This window comes from Pseudomonas sp. EpS/L25 (assembly GCF_001512295.1).
Taxonomy (GTDB): domain Bacteria; phylum Pseudomonadota; class Gammaproteobacteria; order Pseudomonadales; family Pseudomonadaceae; genus Chryseomonas.
This window is the reverse complement of record NZ_LNUP01000011.1, coordinates 543,740-565,680: the sequence shown is the minus strand read 5'-3', so window position 1 is coordinate 565,680 and position 21,941 is coordinate 543,740. Positions and strand designations below refer to the sequence as shown.

General features: G+C 63.5%; 21 protein-coding genes and 1 pseudogene. 9 read left to right on the top strand and 13 right to left on the bottom strand.

Annotated features, from left to right (window positions below):
- Positions 1–1,092: 1,092 nt before the first annotated feature.
- Both AR540_RS11650 and AR540_RS24825 read left to right on the top strand, forming a co-directional pair.
- Positions 1,093–1,815 (top strand): thermonuclease family protein, encoded by a 723-nt coding sequence (locus AR540_RS11650; protein ID WP_059229071.1) that lies wholly within the window; start codon positions 1,093–1,095, stop codon positions 1,813–1,815.
- Positions 1,816–1,880: 65 nt separating this feature from the next.
- Positions 1,881–2,945, top strand: a complete 1,065-nt coding sequence (locus tag AR540_RS24825) for a beta family protein (RefSeq protein WP_082706979.1) — start codon at positions 1,881–1,883, stop codon at positions 2,943–2,945.
- On the opposite strand, the gene AR540_RS11645 is transcribed toward AR540_RS24825, so the two are convergent.
- Positions 2,938–3,504 (bottom strand): sce7726 family protein, encoded by a 567-nt coding sequence (locus tag AR540_RS11645; protein ID WP_177339224.1) that lies wholly within the window; start codon positions 3,502–3,504, stop codon positions 2,938–2,940. The two genes, AR540_RS24825 and AR540_RS11645, sit on opposite strands and share 8 nt — an antisense overlap.
- 108 nt (positions 3,505–3,612) lie before the next feature.
- Entirely contained in the window at positions 3,613–3,918 is a 306-nt protein-coding gene (locus AR540_RS11640) for a hypothetical protein (RefSeq protein WP_059229069.1), read from the bottom strand.
- A gap of 1,122 nt (positions 3,919–5,040) precedes the next feature.
- Between AR540_RS11640 and AR540_RS11635 the strand changes: the two genes are divergently transcribed.
- Positions 5,041–5,436: a hypothetical protein gene (locus AR540_RS11635; RefSeq protein WP_059229067.1), complete on the top strand. Its 396-nt coding sequence runs from the start codon at positions 5,041–5,043 to the stop codon at positions 5,434–5,436.
- A gap of 173 nt (positions 5,437–5,609) precedes the next feature.
- On the opposite strand, the gene AR540_RS11630 is transcribed toward AR540_RS11635, so the two are convergent.
- Positions 5,610–5,969: a cupin domain-containing protein gene (locus AR540_RS11630; RefSeq protein ID WP_059229064.1), complete on the bottom strand. Its 360-nt coding sequence runs from the start codon at positions 5,967–5,969 to the stop codon at positions 5,610–5,612.
- Positions 5,970–6,277: 308 nt separating this feature from the next.
- Between AR540_RS11630 and AR540_RS11625 the strand changes: the two genes are divergently transcribed.
- Positions 6,278–6,487, top strand: a complete 210-nt coding sequence (locus AR540_RS11625) for a hypothetical protein (RefSeq protein WP_059229063.1) — start codon at positions 6,278–6,280, stop codon at positions 6,485–6,487.
- 346 nt (positions 6,488–6,833) lie between these two features.
- The gene (locus tag AR540_RS11620; protein ID WP_059229733.1) at positions 6,834–7,163 is read left to right on the top strand and encodes a hypothetical protein; all 330 of its coding nucleotides are present in this window, start codon (positions 6,834–6,836) and stop codon (positions 7,161–7,163) included.
- 263 nt (positions 7,164–7,426) lie between these two features.
- Here AR540_RS11620 and sutA read toward each other — a convergent pair whose 3' ends face one another.
- The 4 genes from sutA to glnK form a co-directional block, all read right to left on the bottom strand.
- Complete coding sequence (sutA, locus tag AR540_RS11615) at positions 7,427–7,759, bottom strand: transcriptional regulator SutA (protein WP_059229061.1); 333 nt, start codon at positions 7,757–7,759, stop codon at positions 7,427–7,429.
- Between the two features lie 71 nt (positions 7,760–7,830).
- Positions 7,831–8,250 carry a secondary thiamine-phosphate synthase enzyme YjbQ gene (locus AR540_RS11610; protein WP_059229059.1) on the bottom strand — a complete coding sequence of 140 codons (420 nt, stop codon included), beginning with the start codon at positions 8,248–8,250 and terminating at the stop codon, positions 7,831–7,833.
- 174 nt (positions 8,251–8,424) lie between these two features.
- On the bottom strand, positions 8,425–9,765 hold the full coding sequence (locus AR540_RS11605) for an ammonium transporter (RefSeq protein ID WP_059229057.1): 1,341 nt from the start codon (positions 9,763–9,765) through the stop codon (positions 8,425–8,427).
- Positions 9,766–9,813: 48 nt separating this feature from the next.
- Positions 9,814–10,152 carry a P-II family nitrogen regulator gene (glnK, locus tag AR540_RS11600; protein ID WP_003096476.1) on the bottom strand — a complete coding sequence of 113 codons (339 nt, stop codon included), beginning with the start codon at positions 10,150–10,152 and terminating at the stop codon, positions 9,814–9,816.
- A gap of 390 nt (positions 10,153–10,542) precedes the next feature.
- Between glnK and AR540_RS11595 the strand changes: the two genes are divergently transcribed.
- Together AR540_RS11595 and AR540_RS11590 are read left to right on the top strand one after the other, a co-directional pair.
- The gene (locus tag AR540_RS11595) at positions 10,543–10,842 is read left to right on the top strand and encodes an accessory factor UbiK family protein (RefSeq protein ID WP_059229054.1); all 300 of its coding nucleotides are present in this window, start codon (positions 10,543–10,545) and stop codon (positions 10,840–10,842) included.
- Positions 10,843–10,906: 64 nt separating this feature from the next.
- Complete coding sequence (locus tag AR540_RS11590) at positions 10,907–12,397, top strand: YifB family Mg chelatase-like AAA ATPase (RefSeq protein ID WP_059229053.1); 1,491 nt, start codon at positions 10,907–10,909, stop codon at positions 12,395–12,397.
- A 317-nt stretch (positions 12,398–12,714) separates the two neighbouring features.
- Here the strand turns inward: AR540_RS11590 and AR540_RS11585 are convergent, their stop codons facing one another.
- The 4 genes and pseudogenes from AR540_RS11585 to AR540_RS11575 all read right to left on the bottom strand — a co-directional run bounded on the left by AR540_RS11585 (position 12,715) and on the right by AR540_RS11575 (position 16,076).
- Positions 12,715–12,906, bottom strand: a complete 192-nt coding sequence (locus AR540_RS11585; protein WP_059229050.1) for a hypothetical protein — start codon at positions 12,904–12,906, stop codon at positions 12,715–12,717.
- A gap of 128 nt (positions 12,907–13,034) precedes the next feature.
- Entirely contained in the window at positions 13,035–13,757 is a 723-nt protein-coding gene (locus AR540_RS26535; RefSeq protein ID WP_442963786.1) for a methyl-accepting chemotaxis protein, read from the bottom strand.
- A 135-nt stretch (positions 13,758–13,892) separates the two neighbouring features.
- Positions 13,893–14,942 (bottom strand): annotated as a pseudogene (locus tag AR540_RS26530) (Cache 3/Cache 2 fusion domain-containing protein); the annotation flags it as partial.
- 204 nt (positions 14,943–15,146) lie between these two features.
- A complete protein-coding gene (locus tag AR540_RS11575; RefSeq protein WP_059229046.1) occupies positions 15,147–16,076 on the bottom strand; it encodes a LysR substrate-binding domain-containing protein in 930 nt (309 codons plus the stop codon).
- 110 nt (positions 16,077–16,186) lie between these two features.
- Between AR540_RS11575 and AR540_RS11570 the strand changes: the two genes are divergently transcribed.
- Together AR540_RS11570 and AR540_RS11565 are read left to right on the top strand one after the other, a co-directional pair.
- Complete coding sequence (locus tag AR540_RS11570; protein ID WP_059229044.1) at positions 16,187–17,587, top strand: NorM family multidrug efflux MATE transporter; 1,401 nt, start codon at positions 16,187–16,189, stop codon at positions 17,585–17,587.
- Positions 17,588–17,654: 67 nt separating this feature from the next.
- Complete coding sequence (locus AR540_RS11565; protein ID WP_153014222.1) at positions 17,655–18,302, top strand: response regulator transcription factor; 648 nt, start codon at positions 17,655–17,657, stop codon at positions 18,300–18,302.
- On the opposite strand, the gene AR540_RS11560 is transcribed toward AR540_RS11565, so the two are convergent.
- Both AR540_RS11560 and AR540_RS11555 read right to left on the bottom strand, forming a co-directional pair.
- The gene (locus AR540_RS11560; RefSeq protein ID WP_082706978.1) at positions 18,265–19,938 is read right to left on the bottom strand and encodes a hybrid sensor histidine kinase/response regulator; all 1,674 of its coding nucleotides are present in this window, start codon (positions 19,936–19,938) and stop codon (positions 18,265–18,267) included. The genes AR540_RS11565 and AR540_RS11560 overlap by 38 nt on opposite strands.
- Before the next feature lie 90 nt (positions 19,939–20,028).
- Positions 20,029–21,702 carry a hybrid sensor histidine kinase/response regulator gene (locus tag AR540_RS11555; RefSeq protein WP_442963779.1) on the bottom strand — a complete coding sequence of 558 codons (1,674 nt, stop codon included), beginning with the start codon at positions 21,700–21,702 and terminating at the stop codon, positions 20,029–20,031.
- Positions 21,703–21,941: the final 239 nt, after the last annotated feature.

Here is a 21,941-nt window from a genome sequence, read left to right as displayed (position 1 = left end):
GCTTTCAGCCCCCGTCAGGTAGCGAGAAAAGGCGTCACTGAACTGGTCCCGCGAATAGCCCTTCTTGGTGACCGCTCCCATCCGCACGGTGCCGGACTTGATGCCGAAGTCATTTCGCTATTCACGAGCGTTTTTCCGGCACTTCCGGTTCCGGTTCCGCTTTGGTCGCCAGGCCGCGCCAGCTCTAGTGTTTCCCCTTCTAAACAACCGGAAGCGGGTCGCCGCCGACGGGCTGATAGAGCCAAGCCGGGCGCTATGGTCGACCAGCGAGTGCCGGGTTGGTCTTTTCGATGCCCTGGTTGGTGTATTTTTGGCGCGAAACCCAGCAATGGCGCGGGCTCCAGTGCGACGACAATATAACAACCAACCCCCCGAAAATTCTCACACATGGCTTTCAAGCGGGGCCCGAATTACCCCCAACCGGGCCGGGGGTAGGAAGGACCCAAGACGGGGAGGTATGGCGCAATGCTGTCTAGATCAGGGATCTCAAGGCCGACCGTCCTGCTAGACCGGCCCAATATCGGACTGGGCGTGCGTTGTGATTGATGATGCCGTTAGCTGCTCTTTTGCCAGGAGCAATGTAGGCAATGGACAAGTTCACTGTCCGAAATCTACTCATCATCCTGTCTGTCATCACGCTAATGGCGTATCTAGCCAAGCTTGTTGCAGACACCTCTATTACTCCCTGAGTGTCTATGCGCTACGTTCAGTAAACCGGTGCCTAGTTGCCTAAGCCAGGCCGGGGAGATCAGTCGGCGAGTGCTCCCCTCTGTGTTGCATCTAGTAAACCCCGACAGCCTGCGCGGTACAGCTACCTCGGGTTTTCTTCGCCTTATCGAGGCTCCGTCCTGTTCGAGCCCAGGCGGGGCCTCGCTCGTTACTACTGAACTCGATAGCAGCCTCAGGATAGGCGCTTGGATGATCAACGCATCAGACCGCCATAGCGATGCGTTCGGCCCTGAAAGCCGGCCATATGTCGCGGTACCGCTTCACCCGCTCCGATCTGCCGTGCTACTCCTACATCTTCAATGCATAGGACAGGCGATGACTAGCGGCCCAGCCGGCCACCGCCAGACATGACAAGGACGCTCAATGCCCATCCGCACCCTAGCCACTATTCTGCTGGCTGCCCTGCCTTTTCTCGCTAGCGCAGAGACGATCAATTGCCGCGTGGTTGGCGTACATGACGGCGATACCCTGACATGCCTCACAGCGGCTAAGCAGCAGTTCAAGGTCCGCCTGGCCGAGATCGATACGCCCGAATCGAAACAGCCCTATGGGACCCGTGCCCAGCAGTCCCTAGCCGGCATGGTATTTGGGAAGGACGTGCGCCTGGAGACTCAAGACACGGACAGGTATGGCCGCAAGGTTGCTCGGGTCTATGCCGGCAGCACCGATGTTAACGCCGAGCAGGTCCGTCAGGGCGCTGCCTGGGTTTATCGGCAGTATCTCAAGGATCGCTCGCTCCTATCGCTTGAGGACGAAGCCAAGCAGGCAAAGCGGGGCCTGTGGGCACTACCCGAGTCAGAGCGGACGCCGCCATGGGAATGGCGCCGAGCTGCCCGAGATGGCCGCCATCAGGCCCGGGACACTGACGACGAGGCCCCGGCTCAACCTGCAAAGCGCCCGACCTCTTTTTCGCAGTTCGGAGAAGGGGCGAACGTTGGAGGCAGCAGCGCGTTTAGCTGCAGCACGCTGAAATCGTGCAAGCAGATGAGCAGCTGCGCAGAGGCAAAATTCCAATTGCAGCAGTGCCACAACTATCGAATTGATGGCGACGGTGATGGCGTGCCATGTGAGGCGATCTGTCGTTAACCCGCTAGAAACTGAGTGCCGTAGAACAACACCAGCTTTACCCAAAGCAAAACAAGGAGCGTTAGATGAAATATGTAGCTTGCCTGCGAGTTGGACAGAACGACATAAAAGCCCTCGCCAACCTCGAGGAAGAACGTCGTGTCGATATTGCCCCACTGCTAGAAATGCGAGGCAAAGACGATAAGCACTTAAAAGCCTTTTTCAAGGCCTGGCAACAGCATAATTTTTTCCTTGACGTATCTAGAGTTCCTTCCGACATAAAGGAGGCCTATATACAAGAAAACGACCTGCTCAATCATGCCAATGGCTTTTCAAAAAAGGAAAGCTTCTTTGACGATAGCCACGTGTTAGCTAGCGGACTTATCCCTGTAGTTTCGTGGGTAGATACTGACCCACAGCGTGACATCGTTCAATCTGCGCTGCGGCTCTCCGCAAAGTATCAAACCATCGCCATCCGCCCAAGATTGTCATCAGACATCACGCCCGCTACCAACTCGCGTTTGTTCGCAATCCTCGATGCCGTTCCATCGCCGGAAAACATCGTGGTGATACTGGACTTCCTCACTACACCGCCCACCGACATGAGCGCTGGATCTCCAACACATAAGACGCTGTCTCGACTTGATCAGTACGGTTTGCAATCGATCTGCCTGCTCAGCACTACGTTTCCAGCGGACAAGCCGACATCGAACACATCCAGAACTGTTCTGTGTAGTGATCCTACATGGCAGAGCGCGGCAATGGCTCTGGGATTGAAAACGACAATCGTCGAAGGCGACTATGGTGCTACTAATCCGGCATCGCCTATGGAGTATGTCAACGGCATGCCCGTCATCCCGTTCGCAAACTATTACACCCCGCCTGAGTGGTGGCAGAGACGCAAAGGTGGAGACAAAGAGTACTCGAACTACATCGCCATTGCCCAAGAGATAACAAGGCTACCCGGGTTCAACGAGGCCCATTGTTGGGGAACTAGAGAGATTGCAAAAATATCGAGACTTCCCCCAAACGCCGATGGAGGTTACGGCAACAACGGTCATTGGAACGGGATAAAATCAAACCAGCACATATGTGTGACTATAGACCGAATCAGAGCAGACGAAGACGTGGACTATGACGACCTCATATAGTCACATATCTATCCTTAAGCACCTCTAGCACTCGTCCTTTAAGGATCTCTATCGGGAGTTTAGATAGGCTGCGGCGTAAGTCTTTAACCAAGACTTTTCTACTGAGACTTACGCCGCTCTCTAACGCCAGCTGCTCCAACTGTTCGCGCCAAAGGAAGCCGGTCAGATGGTACGGGTCTACGGCGGTATTTTTCTTTGGCAAGCGAATAACTGCCATACCTGAAAAATCATCGACCACAATAATCCCAACTTTCGAGTCGCTCTCGTCGATAGCCCGAGCAAGGTGCCTTGAATGACAGCATAACCAAACCTCGTCGAAGCAAGACAGGTAGGCTAGCTGCTGCCCTGCCCATCTGGCGAGGGTATCGGCACAAGACTTAATCTCGAACGCTGAAAGTTTGCCGTTCGCAAGTACCAGATCTGCACGCCTGGTCTTATCTACGAAGCAAAGCTCATCTATGAACACGTCTCTGTCAGCGACAGGATGAGTTCTGGCGATCCATGCCCTCAGCAGGCTTTTGATTTGGTTAGGCGTTAGCATGCCGGGGATTATAGCCATCGAGACGCATCACACCAGCGGCAAAGCTTGGACGGTCTAACGTTTGCGACAAGCTTCCCGGCCCAGGCTTGGATAGAGCTCTAACCTGGCGCCGACCTCCTGAGAAGCTTATCTCGCCTGCTTAGCAGCTAGGCCGTGCTGCCCACGGTACGCCTTGATATCGTCCGCGCTTACGTCCTCCCGATAGCACACCGTGTTATAGCCGCCAGCCCGACTATAGGCGCTACGACGGCCGCAACTGCTCCCGTTGCGTGCGTGGTTGTACGGGCAGGCGCACGGCCCTGGATAGTTGGCGATCGACTCTTTAATGATCTGCTGGGCGACCTGATCGTCGCTGACGACACCCTGCAGGGCGAAGGCTGGAGCTGCCAGCGCGGAGAGTGAGAAGGCGACGGCGAGAAGCTGAGAGCGCATGGTGGTTCCTCCCTAGATGCGTCCTCTCCTTATCGGCAACGATCGGTATGCTCTTGAGGTAGACGAACGTCGAAATGGGAGGGGGCATAGCCAAACTCTAGGCGCCGACCTCAGGACACCGTCCGCTCCATCGTTTTTTCAAGCCCGCGAAATTACAGATCTTGTCTGAGCGGTACCCGCGAAAAATGAGAATGACCAAATTCCAGTGGAAACCCTGCAATGGCGTGGGCTGTAGGTGGTTGGTCTCGTGCTAACCCTCCAGATTTTCACCGGAAAACATCGTTTTCCGAGGATTTTAAATGGCCGTTTTCGGTGAAAGATGGGGCTTAAAAACGGTTCGCCTGGGCGGCTACCCGCTTCGCTTGGTGCTAGCATCTCCCGGCCCGCTGCCAACCATTGCCAGGCAGTCAGCGGGCACCTCGCCGGCTCCAGCCTGGCGACTGTTCGGGATAGCTGGAATGGGGGTCAGTCGGCGCAGTACCCCATCGACAAATAAATCCGACAGGTTGCGCGGCCCACAAGCAGGGGGTCGGCGGCAGCCTCTTCTTACTGACCCGGGGCGGGTGAAATCCTCCGAGCTACTCGCCTCCTAGACCGCCCCCGACCTCACGCACAGATTTTTTTCCGCTGAGAGAAAAAGTTAAAGGTCGGCGCTAATGTCTGAGCACGAAAAACCGGGTCAATCCCGCGCTGCTACTGGGCCGAGCAGTGTTAAAAGGGGGTAATGATTGTTAAAGCCGACGCCCCGAAAAGTTAAAAGTTAACCTCGACTTAACTCCGGCGCGGCTCTCCGATGGCTCTGAGCGGGGCCATCGTCTAGAAGTGGATCATCAGAACAGGGGGAACAAATTGACCCGCCTGTTTAAATCCATGGCAAAGCGAACCGAACCCAACTGAAACCGACTGGGTTATGAGGGGCTCTGCAAATACGCGGACCTCTCAAGCTGAGGAGTTGGGGAGGCGCCGGCGCCGCACACCCCCGCTAACGCTCGCGGCGTTACCAGGCGGTCAGTGATCCCTCGCATGACCCTTCATCGCCCATACAAATAAGCTCATCTGTCAAATTTGACAGGGGGTTGGCAGCTGATATTTTGCGACGCAAATCACTCAAGGAGATGAGACATGCGCCGTTTTCTGATTTTGCTAGGGACTGTATCTGCGCTGACTGGCTGTGTATCGAGCCAGGAAGTGGACGCATGGAGAAGTGAGGCCGGGCGAACGACTCCGGTATGCCAGGGCGAGGACGAATGCCAAGTCAAATGGTCTGCAGCCCGCCGCTGGGTGCTCAACAACGCTGGCACGAAGATCCAGAACTATGGCGCTGACTACTTCGACACGTATAACCCGCTTCCGGACAGCCCAAACCTCGCGGCTCAGGTATCGAAAGAAGCGCTGGGCAGCGGCAAATACGCCATCACGGCAAAGCTCTGGTGCAACAACATGTTTGGCTGCCAGCCGAATGCGTGGAAAGCTCTGGTGGACTTCAATCGCACTGTGAATGCAGCCTCACCGCGCTAAACGGTTCGGTTCCTTCAGAGGGCATCCCATCGGTAGTGTCAGGGGTACTTTCAGTTTTAGGGGTACGAATGGGGGTATGCTAAAAAATCTCTAGAGTCACACCCCCAAAAAGAAAGGCTCATAGGCTATTTTTCGATTCCGTCCCTGGCACCATATTCAGAACCCCGGTCTCGTCAGAGGCCGGGGTTTTTCGCTTCTGGCGGATCGATCAGTATCTCGCCTTCGCCGATATGAACCGCCAGCCAGACGCTGGTGACCGCTGGATCGGTGTAGGTCACCCAATGCTCGGTGTGCGCCGGGATGAACAGGGTATCACCCGGCCGCAGCGTCACCTCCCGACCCTCCAGGGCTACCCGCGCCGCTCCTGCGAGCAGCAGCACCCATTCGTCGTGCGCCTGCTGGTAGGGCGCCTCCGGGGGCGTGGTCTGGCCCCGGGAGAGAATGCGTTCGAGACGACAGCCCGGGCGATCGAGCAGGGTGGTGAACACTTCCGCCGTGATTGCCTCGGGCACGTCGCTGAAGAGATTGGTCATGAGCTTTTCTCGACTGGTGTCAGGCAGGGTCGTGCGCGCTCCAGCGAGGCTGCAGCTGTCGCGCCGTCCACTCAAGCGCCGGCTGTAGCCCCTTGTCTACCCCCCAGTCCTCGCCCCGGCCGATAAATAGCGGCAGGAGTGGGAAAGGCCCGACCTTTTCACCGAGTCGTCACCCGCGTGGCGATATTTTCAGCGATGATCGGCAGCGCGACCGGCGGTCCCTCTAGGCTGCCGATCACGGCTGCCCCACCGCCTGAGCGTGACCGGCTGGCCAACCCTCGCTGAAGGCGCACGGAGGCGCTCGCTGAATGCCCAATCGTTCGATTACCTACATGAGTCAGCCCTTACCTGCCCTGCCCCGCGATGCCACCCAGGTACGCACGGCCCCGACCAGCGAGCCGGCGCCACCCCTCTGGCTGAGCCTGCTCAATGCCGTCAGCCTGTGGCTCAATCGACTGTTCCTCGCCCTGGTCCTGGCGTTGGTCGGCTTCACCTTCTGGCACTGGTGGCAGGGATGAAGCGACGCCTGGATCAACTCGAATTGGTGATCCTGATGTGCGGCATCGGCCTGCTGGCGCTGGCCCTGATCGTCGCCGTGGGTATACAAGGGCTGGACTGGGCATGAGCCGGTCTTAGAACTTGTTCACCATCTGCTGCGCGTCGGCCAAACGGCGTTGAAAAGCCCTTCGGAATGCTCATTTACCACTCGTAAACTCCGCTTCCTCAGGCCTTTTTGCCTTGTTTGGCTCTAGCTCGCGAGATCGTGAACAGGTTCTTACCAGACCTTTACCTGGCCTGACGCCCGCTGACAGCCAAAGGTGTTTCATGGTGGCGCGGCCCATCGAGCGCCGCGAGGAGAACACCATGGCACCCCGAGCGTCGTTGATGCTGTTGTTGACCGCTACCCTGACCGCCAGCGGCCTGGCCGCGGCGCACGAATATCCAGGCTCCGAGCGCATGCGCTGGGACGGCGCCGTCGCCGATACGGCTGGCTTCGTGCCGGTGGGCGAGTATCGGCGGCATCATCGTCATCATCCCTATTACCTGCGGGATCGCTATCCCTACAGCTACTATCAGCCCTACCCCCAGCCGGGCTACGGCGCGCCGCACTGGCGACCCTTGCCACCAGGCTACTACCCTGCCCAGCCGGCCTACGAACCACGCCCTTATTACAGACCGCCGCGGCATTGGTGAACTACTTGGCAGCGCCGACCTCGGATGATGGCCTTTTGCGATGAGTCGCACAGGCAGGTATTTGCCAGGAGAGCAGAATGCCATCACCCACTAGGGCTTCCAGGGCTACCCACATGTATGAGAGAGACGATGTAATCTGCATGGCCTGCCTGGCGACCATGGCTGCGGCCTTCACCGGCTTCATCATGGTGATGGCGCTGGTCTGATCGCCAGATGGACGAAACCCCGCGGAGGCGGGGTTTCGTAGGCGGTATGGCGCGATCCTAGATGGGACGACTGCCATATTTGCTGTCGGGCTTCTTGGGTGGGTCGGCCACCACGTTGGCATCGATTTCCTGCACCTTGCCACCGCGCGCCAGGAATTCCTGCATGGCTCTTTCCAGGGCTTCCCGCTCGCGCTGCTTGGCTTCTACCGAGGGCAGTTCCTCGGGCTCGGCTTCACGCTTCTTCTTGGCCTTGCCGCCGGCCGCAGGCGCTTCGCTGTCGCTGCTCTCTTCCGACTCGGCGTCTTCGGTCGCCGCGGCGAAATCCTCGTTATCGCCCTCTTCTTCCGCACCTGTCTCCAGGTCGTCCTGCTCCAGTTCTTCGTCGCTCATAAACCGCCTCCAAACACATTGGGAAAATCGGGCCGCGCGTTTTGACGCGACCTCCTAAGAAAAATTCCTGGCTATTCGCCTTGCAGCGTCGCAATCACGCGGCGCGCCCCACCCTGATCGCGGTGCTCACCCAGGTAGATGCCCTGCCAGGTACCCAGGGCCAGGCGGCCCTGCTCCACCGGCAGGCTGAGGCTGCACCCGAGCAAACTGCTCTTGAAATGCGCGGGCAGATCGTCCGGGCCTTCGTAGTCGTGTTCGTAACCCGCCTGCCCCTGGGGCACCAGCCGGTTGAAGAACCGCTCGAAGTCGCGCCGTACCGCCCCATCGGCATTCTCGTTGATGGTCAAGGAAGCCGAGGTGTGTTGCAGCCAGAGGTGCAACAGGCCAATGCGGCAACGGCTCAGCTCAGGCAGCTGAGCCAGCACCTCATCGGTGATCAGATGGAAGCCACGCGCGCGTGCGCGCAAGGCAAAGGTCCGCTGCAGCCACATGAGCAGTCACCGCCGATCGATAGGCGCGCGCATTCTAGCGCGACGCTCGGAAAAGCAAAGCGGTGAATGCTCACCGCTGGCGTGCAGTCTAGACACAGCACGGCGGCGGTTGTTCCAGCCATATGGCAGACGTGAAAAAGGCGCCTTGCGGCGCCTTTTTCGGCAGAGTCGAGCTTACAGGTTGTAGCCACGCTCGTTGTGCAGGGTGAGGTCCAGACCCACGGTCTCTTCTTCCTCGTTGACTCTCAGACCCATGACCACGTCCAGCACCTTGAGGATCACGAAGGTGACGATACCGGTGTAGACGATGGTAAAGGCCACGCCCTTGAACTGGATGAACAGCTGGGCACCGATGTCGGTCACGGTGCCGAAGCCGCCCAGGGCCGGCGCTGCGAAGACGCCGGTCAGCAGGGCGCCGACGATGCCGCCGATGCCGTGCACGCCGAAGGCGTCCAGGGAATCGTCGTAGCCGAGCTTGCGCTTGAGGGTAGTGGCGCTGAAGAAGCACAGCACACCAGCGGCCAAGCCGATGATCAGGGCGCCCATGGGGCCTGCGGTACCGGCGGCCGGGGTGATGGCGACCAGACCGGCGACCACACCGGAGGCGATGCCCAGGGCGCTCGGCTTACCGTGGGTGATCCACTCGGCGAACATCCAGCCCAGGGCAGCGGCGGCGGTGGCGATCTGGGTGGTCAGCATGGCCATGCCGGCGGTGCCGTTGGCGGCAGCGGCGGAACCGGCGTTGAAGCCGAACCAGCCGACCCACAGCATGGCGGCGCCTACCAGGGTGTAGCCCAGGTTGTGCGGAGCCATCGGGGTGGTCGGGTAGCCCTTGCGCTTGCCCAGTACCAGGGCAGCGACCAGACCGGCGACACCGGCGTTGATGTGCACCACGGTACCGCCAGCGAAGTCCAGCACGCCCCAGTCCCACATCAGACCGCCGTCACCGCTCCAGACCATGTGGGCGATGGGGGCGTAGACGAAGGTGAACCACAGGCCGGTGAACACCAGCATGGCGGAGAACTTCATGCGCTCGGCGAAGGCACCGACGATCAGCGCCGGGGTGATGATGGCGAAGGTCATCTGGAAGGTGACGAAGACGCTTTCCGGGAACAGCGCGGTGGCCGAGGTGACGGCGTCGTGCTGCAGGCTGGACAGGAAGGCCTTGCCCAGACCGCCGATGAATGAATTGAAGTTGGTGACGCCCTTCTCCATGCCGGTGGTGTCGAAGGCCAGGCTATAGCCGTAGAGCATCCACAGGATGCTGACGAGACCGGTGATGGCGAAGCACTGCATCATCACCGAGAGGACGTTCTTGGCGCGCACCATGCCGCCATAGAAGAGCGCGAGGCCGGGAATGGTCATGAACAGCACGAGTGCCGTCGAGACCAGCATCCAGGCGGTATCCCCGCTGTTGATGGCAGGTGCCGCAGCCGCTTCCTGGGCCATGGCCAGGCCCGGCAGCGCTACGAAAGACATGAGGGCTCCTAGCCCTGCGTACGTGCGCAGAGTCATCGTTGTTTCTCCTGGGGCTCGTTGGGGTTGGGCTGTCGGTTTAAATCGTCAGATGGCGTCTGTGTCGGTTTCGCCGGTGCGGATGCGGATGGCCTGCTCGAGGTTCACCACGAAGATCTTGCCGTCGCCGATCTTGCCGGTGTTGGCGGCCTTGGTGATGGCCTCGATGACGCGGTCGAGCTGATCGTCGGCGATGGCGACGTCGATCTTGACCTTGGGCAGGAAGTCGACGACGTATTCGGCGCCGCGATAGAGTTCGGTATGGCCCTTCTGGCGGCCGAAGCCCTTGACCTCGGTGACGGTGATGCCTTGCACACCGATCTCGGACAGCGACTCACGCACGTCGTCGAGCTTGAATGGCTTGATGATGGCGGTGACTAGTTTCATGAACTTCTCCCGATTGAGTGGACTTGCCCCAGGAAAACAAACCCCGGCCCAAGTCTAGCGCAGTGACCGTCTGTTTAACCGCCGACGTGTTGATCGCCGTGGTCGTGGCAGAAGCGGCCGTGGCGCGCCTCTGGCCAGGCGTCCTCCGACGCCCGTGTCTGAATCGGCAGTAGCAGAAAGCTTGCCAGTTTTGCGAACGGGTACGGATTCCGCGGGCCGCACGCTTCGTACGCCACTTGACGGGGCAGATTCGCTTCAAGCGGGCAGGACTTTGCACCAAAACCGATCAACCCCGGCACTACAGCCGCACCATAGCGGTGCAGAGCCTGCCAAGCGGGTGCCGAAGGGGGCTGTGCTACACTCGGGCTTTGATTCAGCAGGGGGATGACCATGTCCACGACCCGTTCGTTGTTCGATTCCCTGACTCAGCAGGCCAGCCGGCTGTTCGGTCAGGATTCGCCGCTGCCCAAGGCAGAGATCGAGAGCCAGTTCAAGGCCCTGCTGCAGGGTGCCCTGGCCAAGCTCGACGTCGTGAGCCGCGAGGAATTCGATGCCCAGATGGCGGTACTGGCGCGTACCCGCGCCCGTCTGGAAGCCCTCGAACTGCGCCTGACCGAGCTGGAGCAGACCCAGTCCGGCGCGGGTATCCCGCCGGTGACCCCGGCCACGGACGTCGCACCCGCCGACTGAATCCGTACCGGCTGCGCCAGGATGGCGCAGTCTTCGACTGGCGCATCGCGATCAAGGAGAGATCATGTCGCTTGCCCTCGTCCATACCCGCGCCCAGGTGGGCGTGGAAGCCCCGGCGGTGGTCGTCGAGGCACACCTGGCCAACGGCCTGCCCGCCCTCACCCTGGTCGGCCTGCCCGAGACGGCCGTGCGTGAAGCCAAGGATCGCGTGCGCAGCGCCATCCTCAATGCCGGCTTCGACTTTCCCAGCCGCCGCATCACCCTCAATCTCGCGCCGGCCGACCTGCCCAAGGACGGCGGCCGCTTCGACCTGGCCCTGGCCATCGGCATCCTCGCCGCCAGCGGGCAACTGCCCGCCGAAGGACTCGAGCGTTACGAATGCCTCGGAGAGCTGGCATTGTCGGGTGAGGTGCGACCGATCCGCGGCGTGCTGCCCGCGGCGCTGGCGGCCCGCGCGGCCGGACGGGTACTGGTGGTGCCCCGCGCCAATGCCGAGGAAGCCTGCCTGGCCAGCGGCCTGGCAGTGCTGGCGGTGGATCATCTGCTGGAATTCGCCGGCCACCTGAGCGGCCAGGCGCCCCTCGCCACCTACCAGCCCAGCGGCCTGTTGCGCACGCCTTTGCCCTACCCCGATCTGGCCGAGGTGCAGGGTCAACAGGCGGCCAAGCGTGCCCTGGTGGTCGCCGCGGCCGGCGCCCACAATTTGCTGCTCGCCGGTCCTCCAGGGACTGGCAAGACCCTGCTCGCGAGTCGCCTGCCGGGGCTCTTGCCCCCACTGGACGAGGACGAGGCGCTGCAGGTGGCCGCCATCCATTCCGTGGCCGGACCCGAGCCGCTGGAGCATTGGCCGCAACGGCCCTTCCGCCAGCCGCACCATTCGGCGTCCGGTCCGGCGCTGGTGGGCGGGGGTAGCCGCCCAGGGCCGGGCGAGATCACCCTGGCCCATCGCGGGGTGCTGTTTCTCGACGAATTGCCGGAGTTCGACCGCAAGGTGCTGGAGGTGCTGCGCGAGCCGCTGGAGAGTGGCGAGATCGTCATCGCCCGGGCGCGGGAGCGGGTGCGTTTTCCCGCGCGCTTCCAACTGGTGGCGGCGATGAATCCCTGCCCCTGCGGCTATCTCGGCGACCCCACCGGACGTTGCCGTTGCAGCCCGGAGCAGGTCCAGCGCTATCGCGCCAAGCTCTCCGGCCCCTTGCTCGACCGGATCGACCTGCACCTGACCGTGGCTCGGGAGAATCTGCGTCTGGGTGCCTCGCCCGTCGCCGAACTCACCACGGCAGAGGCCGCCCGTCAGGTAGCCGAGGCCAGGGCCATCCAGATGGCGCGCCAGGGCCGGCCGAATGCGTTGCTCGGACTGGATCAACTGCACCAGGTTTGTGCATTGAGCGAGGCGGATCAACGTTGGCTGGAGAGTGCGGGCGAGCGCCTGAATCTATCGCTGCGTGCCCTGCACCGGGTCATCAAGGTGGCCCGGACCCTGGCCGACCTGGCGGGTCGGGCCGAGATCCAGCGGGCGCAACTGGCAGAGGCGTTGCAATATCGATCAGCCCACTAGTGTGGTGTTTCAGAAGTTATCTGCACAATTCTGGCGGCACTTTTTTGGCCCGGACTGCGGTGCCACTTCTCGCCATAGCCCTGCTATGAGGCGTCCTGGCGCCTGGCCCAGTCGGAACGTCGAACCGCCCAAAAATCACTCGCCAATTCCTGCGCGAACTGCTGAAACGCCACACTAGGCTCTGTACGAAAAGTCGCCGAGCGACGGTCAGGCGAGGCGAAAAAGGCTGAGGAAGCGGAGTTTACGAGTGGTAAATGAGCATTCCGAAGCTTTTTTCAACGAAGCGTCACCGAGCGCAGGCATTTTTCGTACAGAGCCTAGCGGCCGGGGTCTTCGTGGTAGTGCCGGGGCGGCTCCTGTAGCCGATCCCGTAGCGCCTGGTTCTCCTGTGCCAGCTCGAAACACATCGCCCGCCACTGATGGGCCAGTTCACGATAGTCGTCCCGCTCCGCGCGCAGCGTGCTCAGCATGCGTTCGACGGCTTGTACCGCCTCATTGGATACGCCCATGTCACTCTTCCTCTTATACTGTATTTGCATACAGTAGTCAGAGTATTGCTGGTCGGCAAGCGCCAAGGCGACCGGGAATGAAAAAGGGAGGCCTGAGCCTCCCTCCGTGAGCAGACAAATAACGATGTCTAGCTGAAGCGACCGACCTCGGCGCTCAGGTCTTCGGCCAGGTGGCGCAGTTCGCCCGCGGTGCCCGCCAGGACCTCGGCGGCGTCGCGCTGGGCGGCGTTGTCCACGGCGATCGCCTGGATGTTGCGGCTCAGGGCGGTGGCGGTGGTGCTCTGCTCGGCGGTGGCCTGGGCGATGCCGGAGAATTGCTCCACCGCTTCGGCGACCTGCTGGTCGATGCTGCGCAGCGCCTGGGCGACATCGGCGTTACGCGCCAGGCCCTGCTCCATGAGGCGATTGCCTTCGTCGATGGCGCCCATGGCCCGCTGGGTTTCGTCCTGCACCGCGCCGATCATCTGGGAGATCTCGCGAGTGGCGGAACTGGTACGACCGGCCAGTTGACGGACTTCATCGGCGACCACGGCGAAACCACGGCCCTGCTCGCCGGCTCGGGCGGCTTCGATGGCGGCGTTGAGCGCCAGCAGGTTGGTCTGCTCGGCGATGCCACTGATGACACCGATGATCCCGCCGATCTGCTGGGAGCGATCGTCCAGGCCCTTGATGAGTTCGGCGGTGCTCGACAGGGAATCGGCGATCTGTTCCAGCGCACCCGAGGCGCCCTGCATGGCCTGGGTGCCGGTACGGGTCTGCTGGGCGTTTTCCTGCACCAGGCGCTCGGTGCGCTGCATGCCATCGGCGATGTTCTGGGCGGTGGCGCTGAATTCCTCCACGGCGCTGGCCATGCTGTCGATCTGGGTGGACTGCTCGGCGGAGCGACGCAGGGTCTGGTCGGAGAGCTGGCTCAGTTCCTGGGAACGCTCGGTGACCGCGCGGGACGAGCCGCGGACCTGCTCGACGGTGGTGGCCAGGGCATCGGCCATCTGGTTGAAGCTATGGGCGAGTTCGCCGATCTCGTCGTTGCTGCGGGCATCGACCCGCACGCTGAGCTGGCCGCGGCCCAGGGCCTGGGCGCGCTCCACCAGTTGGGCCAGGGGGCTGAGCTTGCGCCGCAGCAGCACGACGGAGGCGGCCACGGCCAGCAGCAGGGCGATCAGGCTGCCGATGGCCAGGCGCAGGCCGACGGCATGGACGGGGGCGTCGAGCTCCGCCTTGGGCAGGGTGGCGACCACGGTCCAGCCTTCGCCGGCAACGGGGGCGATGACGCTGAGGAAGTCCTGGTTGCCATCCTGCCAGCTGTGCTCGCGCTGCTTGGGATCGCGCTTGAGATCGGCGAGCAGTTCATCGGTCTGCTTGGCGTTGGCCGGAGCGACCAGCCAGGTACCTTGTTCGTCGAGCAGGGCCAGGGAGCCGGTCTCGCCGATGCGCAGCTGGGTCAGCTGAGCCAGTTGCTGGGCCTGGGCGTCGGTGTAGTCGAAGCCGACGAAGAGCACGGCGATGACCTTGCCGGCGCCGTCGCGGACCGGGGTGTACTGGGTCATGTAGGAACGCCCGAACAGCAGGGCGCGCCCGACGTAGTTCTGCCCCTGGAGCAGTCCGGCATAGGCGGGATGCTTGCGATCCAGCTGGGTACCGATGGCGCGACTGCCATCCTGCTTCTTGAGCGAGGTGGTGATGCGGGTGAAGTCGTCGCCATCACGGACGAAGATGGTGGCGACGCCACCGGTCAGCCGGGTGAAATCGTCGACCTGGCTGAAGTCGCTGTTCAGCGTCTGACCGGCGAACAGCAGGGCAGGGGCCGTGGCGCTACCCAGGGGCAGGCGCTCGCCGGATAGGCTCAGGCCGCCATCGAAGCGGCGCTCGAACAGATTGGCGAGGCGCTGGGTACTGACCTTGAGGGTGCCGAGGAAGGTCTGCTGCTGGTCGGCGAGCAGACGGGCCTCGCTGCCGAGGTGCTTGCGCTGGGTACCCTCGATGGACACGCTGAGGGCGTGCAGGGCGAACAGGCAACTGCCGGCGATGACGATCATCAGTACCAGACTGAGGGCCAAGGCAAGTTGTCGGGCGATACTTTTACGACGAGGAGTGGACATGGCGGCTCCTTCGCGCCCGACTGTCCGGTCGGCGCGTAGCATGACAAGGCGAAAGGGGCAGCTCTGGAGGCTGCTTGCCAGAAAGGTTCTCTGCCATTATCGGCGTCGCCCTGCGGAACTTCAGCCCTTTGTTAAATAGATTCACATATGACGACGCACATCCGGCAGGAGCTGCTGCTGTAGCTCCTGCCGCAGGAACTCGGCCAGCCGCTGGAAGCGTCCCTGCCCCCGGCGATTGCTCGGCCAGACCAGATAGTAGCCATCGCCACTGGCCACGGCGTCGGGCCAGGGCAGGGCGATGAGACCGGCGGCCACGTCCTCGGCGAGCATCACCAGGTCACCGATGGAGACGCCATAGCCACGGGCGGCGGCGGCCATGCCCAGTTCGAGAGTATCGAACACCTGGCCGCCAGCCAGGGGCACCGCCTGGGCCAGCCCCATGGCCTGCAGCCAGCGCCGCCAGTCGCGGCGATCGAAGGTCGGATGCAGCAGCTCCTCGCGCTGCAACCGGGCTACGTCCCAGGTACCGCTGCGGGCGGCGGCCGGCGAGCAGACCGGCACCAGCCACTCCTCGAACAGGGGCACCACCTCCCACTCCACTGGAAAGCGGCCATCGCCCAGCAACACCGCGCAATCGAAGGGTTCGTGGAAGAAGTCGACGCGGTCGCTGGCCATCCAGACGCTGGTGAGCTGGATGTCCAGCTGTGGATTGGCCTGGCGGAAGCGCCCCAGGCGTGCCAGCAACCAGCGCAACGACAGGCTGGTGGGCGCCTTCAGGCGCAGGGTGCCCTCTTCCACGGCGAGATTGCCACAGGCCCGTGCCAGGGCCTCGAAGCCCTCGGTCAGCCCCGGCAGCAACAGCTTGCCGGCCTCGGTCAGCAGCAATTGCCGCCCGGCGCGCTCGAACAGACGGCAGCCGAAGGCCTCTTCCAGCGTCCGCACGTGACGACTGACCGCGCTCTGGGTGAGCGACAGTTCCTGGGCGGCGCGGGTGAACGACCCCTGCCGCGCGGCAGCCTCGAAGGCGCGCAGGGCATAGAGCGGCGGCAGTCGCGAGGACGACTCGGGCATGACTCAGACTCATGGGTGCCATGGTTATTTTCCGATTGTGGGCGGTACGGCAGCAGCGAACAATGAGTTCTTGTCGCCGCTGGCGCCTGTCATCCTGCTCGAGATCACCCATGTCTTCGCCGCGTCACGAACTGCTCGCCCTGCTGCGCCTGGCCCTGCCGCTGATCGGTGCCCAGTTGGCCTACGTGGCCATGGTGTTCACCGATACCCTGATGATGGGGCGCCTGGGGCCGGCGGCGCTGGCCGGAGGAGGTTTGGGCGCGGCGGTGTACTCCTTCGTCTCGGTGATCTGCGTGGGCGTGATCACCGCGGTGGCCAACCTGGCGGCGCTGCGCCGGGGCGCGGGCGATACCCAGGGCGTGGCGGCGGTGACCGCAGCCGGTATCTGGATCGCCCTGACCCTGGCGGTCCTGGCCGGCAGCCTGCTCTGGCACATCGAGCCGCTGCTGGCCCTCGCCGGTCAGCCGGAGGACAGTCGCCAGGCCGCCGGGACCTTCCTGCGTTGTCTGGCCTTCGCCCTGCCCGGCCACCTGCTGTTCATGACCCTGCGCGGCTTCACCAGCGCCCTGGACCGTCCCGGCCCGGTGCTGATCATCGTGCTCGGCGCCGCGGCACTCAACGCCCTCCTCAATCTCGCCCTGCTGCATGGCTGGGGCGGCCTGCCACGCCCCGGGCTGGCGGGCATAGGCGCGGTGACCGCGGTGGTGATGAACGGCGCGGCGCTGTGCCTGGCGCTGTACATCGCACGCCATCCGGCCTACGCCGCCTATCCCCTCGCCCACTATCTGCGTCGTCCGGATCGCCGCGCCCTGACCGATACCCTCGGCCAGGGGCTGGCGATCAGTGGCACCTATGCGGTGGAGGCCTGCCTGTTCCTGTCAGCGGCGCTGTGCATGGGCGTCCTGGGCGCTACCGCCCTGGCGGCCCATCAGATCGCCAATCAGCTGGTGTATCTGGTGTTCATGTTGCCGGCCGGCCTTTCCTACGCCACCAGCATCCGTATCGGCCAGCACCAGGGCGCCGGGCGGCCGCGCGAGGCCTTACTGGTGGGGCGGCTGGCCATCGGCGGCGGCGCCCTGGTGATGCTGGGCATCGCCTTGCTGTTCTGGAGCTTTCCCGGCTGGCTGGTGGGGCTGTTCCTGCCGGATGCGCAGAGCCCGGTGGCGGAGCTGGCCCGCCAGCTGGTGCTGATCGCGGCGGTGTTCGTCATCTTCGATGGCACCCAGAGCATCGCCCAGGGGGCGCTGCGCGGCATCCGCCAGGCACGCCTGGGTTTCTACGGCGGACTGCTCTGCTACTGCCTGATCGGCGCCAGCGGTGCCTGGTTGCTGGGCGTCCAACTGGGTATCGGCCCCCATGGCGTCTGGTGGGGCCTGGCATTTGGACTGGCCTGTGCGGCGCTGCTGCTGACCGGTGCCTTCGAATGGCTGATGCGCCGACAACTGGGCGTCCAATCGGGCAGATCGAGCGCCCTAGACCTTGAGGTAGAGCGCTCCGGCATAGTGAGGTAGGATGACCGCCCAAGGAACGCCCTTTGCCTATCAGCAAGGTAACGACAGGCCAGTCAGGATCATGCCGATGGAACGCTTCATAGTCGCTGACGACCATCCGCTCTTTCGCGATGGCCTGGTGCGTATCCTGCGCCAGGAATTTTCCGACCTCCATGTCGAGGAAGCCGGCACCTTGCAGCAGGCGCTCGACTTGGCCCGCCAGGGTGAGCCGCCGGCCGGCCTGCTGCTCGATCTGCTCTTCCATGGACAGGACCTGCGGCCCTCGCTGCACGCTCTGCGCCGCGAATTCCGCCGCAGCTCCCTGATCGTCATCTCCATGCTGGAAAGCCCCGACGTCATCGACCAGGTGATGGCCGCGGGCGCCGACGGCTTCATCGGCAAGGGCCTCCCGCCGGCCACCATCGCCGCCGCCATTCGCAAGATCCGCGCTGGGGAGTTCGTGGTGCAGGCGATGCCCAGCCGCCCGGCCGACACCCATGCCGGCGGCGCTCTGAGCGCCTTGACACCCCGCCAACTGGAGGTGTTGCAAGGCCTGGTACAGGGGCTGAGCAACAAGGAGATCGCCCGGGAGCTGGGCATCTCTCCCTTCACCGTGCGCCTGCACGTGTCCTCGCTGCTGCGCGCCCTGGAGGTCAACAGCCGCTGCGCCGCCGTGGCCGTGGGCATGCAGGCCGGGCTCAGACCGGCGCTGCGGGAGTCGTCGACTCCAGCTTGAAGCTCCGCAGCAATGCCCGCAGTTCGTGGGGCCGGACCGGCTTGGACAGGATCGGCACCTGCGGATCGTCGATGGCGCGCTGCACCTGGGCCACGTCATGCCCGGAGATGACGATGGCCGGCACGTGCTGGCCCTGCAGGTCACGCAGGTAGGCCAGGCAGTCGGCGCCCGAGGCGGTGCGGTCGAGGTCGAAGTCGGTGATCACCAGGTCGCAGGGGGTGAAGCCCTCGGGAATGCCACTGGCGGTCTGTACCTCGCAGCCCCAGTGGCGCAGCAGCGTCGCCGTGGCCAGCAGCACGCTGGCCTCGTCCTCGATCAACAGGATGCGCAGGCCCGACAGGGGTTGCGCGCTGGCTGGCGGGCTGGGTGCCTGCCTGGACGGCAGCTCGCCGGCCACCGGCACCAGCCCTTCCAGGGCGACCAGGGTGCCCCGTCCCCGGCGCGAGCGGATGACCAGCCGCAAGCCCAGCAGGGTGGCGATGCGCTGGACGATGTTCAGCCCCAGGCCGACACCCTCGATGTCGCGGTCGCGGTCCTCGCGTACCCGGTAGAACTCCTCGCCCAGGTGCGGCAGGTGCTCGGGCGCGATGCCGCGACCCTGGTCGTAGAGCACCAGGCTACGCAGGGCGCCGACGCGGCGCACCCCCAGCAGCACGGGCTTGCCCGCGGCGTACTTGAAGGCATTGGAGAGCAGGTTCTGCACCACGGTGGTCAGCAATGCCGGATCGCTGTTCACCTGCAGGTGGCTGGGACGCAGGCGGATCTCCACCCCCGCCCGACTCGCCGTGGCGGCATTCTGCTGCACCACGTCGGCGAGCAGTGCATCCAGGTCCAGGGGGCGGACCTGGGGTCGCATCTGCTCCTGGTCCAGGGTGTAGATGTCCAGCAGGGAGCGGAACAGTCCTTCCAGGCTCTCCAGGGAGCGGTCGACGTTGTCCACCAGTTGCCGCTCCGCGGCGCCCAGGTTGGCATTGCGCAGGCAGGTGGTGAACAGGCCCAGGGCGTGGATCGGCTGGCGCAGGTCATGGCTGGCCTGCGCCAGGAAGCGGGCCTTGGCCCGTTGCGCGGCCTCGGTTTCGCGCAAGGCTCGCTGCAACTGTTCGAGCAGGTAATAGATGTAGCCCGGAACGATCACGGTGGTGATCAGCAAGGCCAGGGGAACCGCAGGATGCCGCAGCAGAAAGGGGGTAAAGGGGACCACCAGCGCCAGACTACCCAGGGCCAGGGTAGTCGCCAGCAGTAGATAGCCCCGCCCGAAGCGCAAGCCGTTGCCGACCGTGATCCACAGGATCACCCCGTGCAACGCCAGCAGCTGTTCGCCAGCGAGGAACATCGAGTAGGTCAGGGCGCCGTAGTCGAAGCTCATGGCCAGCAAGCGGCGCCAGTGGCGGATGCCGGGGTGACGCTTGACGTGCCGCCAGAGCCAGATGGCCGCGAACATGACCCCGATGTAGCAGACGAGGATTCGCTCTAGACTGCTCCGGTCCAAGCCGCCGCAGTAGTACAGGACGATGATGTAGAGAATCGCCAGGCTGGCCACCACCAGGCGAATGTGCGCCTGGCCCAGCTCGGCATCGTGCCAATGCAGCGCCGGCAAATCGTTGCGGATGTCCGCGAGCAGCCGTGATCTCAGCATCGCCCGTGCTCGCCGTCGGGGGTGGCCGAACCCGGAATACGGCACTCACCAAACACCACCGGCCTGCCCGCTCTCGTTGACGACATTCGCTCAACTCTCCACTGGACTGGCGGCGGACTCCAACTTGAAGCTCCGCAGCAGCGCCCGCAGCTCGTGGGGCCGGACCGGCTTGGACAGGATCGGCACCTGCGGATCGTCGATGGCGCGCTGCACCTGGGCCACGTCATGCCCGGAGATGACGATGGCCGGCACGTGCTGGCCCTGCAGGTCACGCAGGTAGGCCAGGCAGTCGGCGCCCGAGGCGGTGCGGTCGAGGTCGAAGTCGGTGATCACCAGGTCGCAGGGGGTGAAGCCCTCGGGAATGCCACTGGCGGTCTGTACCTCGCAGCCCCAGTGGCGCAGCAGCGTCGCCGTGGCCAGCAGCACGCTGGCCTCGTCCTCGATCAACAGGATGCGCAGGCCCGACAGGGGTTGCGCGCTGGCTGGCGGGCTGGGTGCCTGCCTGGACGGCAGCTCGCCGGCCACCGGCACCAGCCCTTCCAGGGCGACCAGGGTGCCCCGTCCCCGGCGCGAGCGGATGACCAGCCGCAAGCCCAGCAGGGTGGCGATGCGCTGGACGATGTTCAGCCCCAGGCCGACACCCTCGATGTCGCGGTCGCGGTCCTCGCGTACCCGGTAGAACTCCTCGCCCAGGTGCGGCAGGTGCTCGGGCGCGATGCCGCGACCCTGGTCGTAGAGCACCAGGCTACGCAGGGCGCCGACGCGGCGCACCCCCAGCAGCACGGGCTTGCCCGCGGCGTACTTGAAGGCATTGGAGAGCAGGTTCTGCACCACGGTGGTCAGCAATGCCGGATCGCTGTTCACCTGCAGGTGGCTGGGACGCAGGCGGATCTCCACCCCCGCCCGACTCGCCGTGGCGGCATTCTGCTGCACCACGTCGGCGAGCAGTGCATCCAGGTCCAGCGGGCGGACCTGGGGCCGCATCTGCTCCTGGTCCAGGGTGTAGATGTCCAGCAGGGAGCGGAACAGTCCTTCCAGGCTTTCCAGGGAGCGGTCGACGTTGTCCACCAACTGGCGCTCCGCGGCGCCCAGGTTGGCATTGCGCAGGCAGGTGGTGAACAGGCCCAGGGCATGGATCGGTTGGCGCAGGTCATGGCTGGCCTGGGCCAGGAAGCGGGCCTTGGCCCGTTGCGCGGCCTCGGTTTCGCGCATCGCCCGCTGCAAGCGATCGAGCAGATAGTAGATGTAGCCGGGCACGATCAGGGTAGTGATCAGCAGCGCCAGGGCCACCGCCGGATACTGGCGCAGGAAGGGCACGCCGGCCACCAGGATGCCCAGGCAGAGCAAGGCGAAGGCGGTCGCCAGCAGCAGGTAGCTTCGGCCGAATCTCAGGCCATTGCCCACGGTGATCCAGACCACCACGCCGTGCAGCAAGAGGAAGTTCTCGCCGATCATCAGGGTGGAGAAGGTGATGGTCCCATAGTCGAGGCACATGCCGAGCAGCCGCCGCCAGAAGATGGCGCCTGGATGACGACCGATATGCCAGAGAATGCCGGTGGCGATGAGCAGGAAGAGGCTATGGGCAACCAGGATGGTCAGCATCACGCCGAAGGTGACCGCGCCCCAGAGATACAGCAAGACGACATACAACGTCGCCAAAGCGGCGATGACCAGGCGGATACGCGCCTGGCCGCGCTCGGCATCGGCCCACTGCATCGCCGGCAAATCATTGCGCAGGCTCAGGGCAAAGCGCGAATTCAGCATTGATACCACTCCTAATAACGCCGGTGACCAGCGGACCTTAGTTCAGAGGTTCGCCAGATGCTGAATAGCCTTATTAATCGACGACATAAAGAAGAGAAACCCTGATGACATTAGACGTGCCAGGCGAATTAACCTGTAAATCACCGACTCATCCAAGCTAGTTCGATCAAACACGTAGGACAACCACTACCTTAATCAACAACCAGCTTATAGGCGATAGGCATGGATGAGCAGCCATG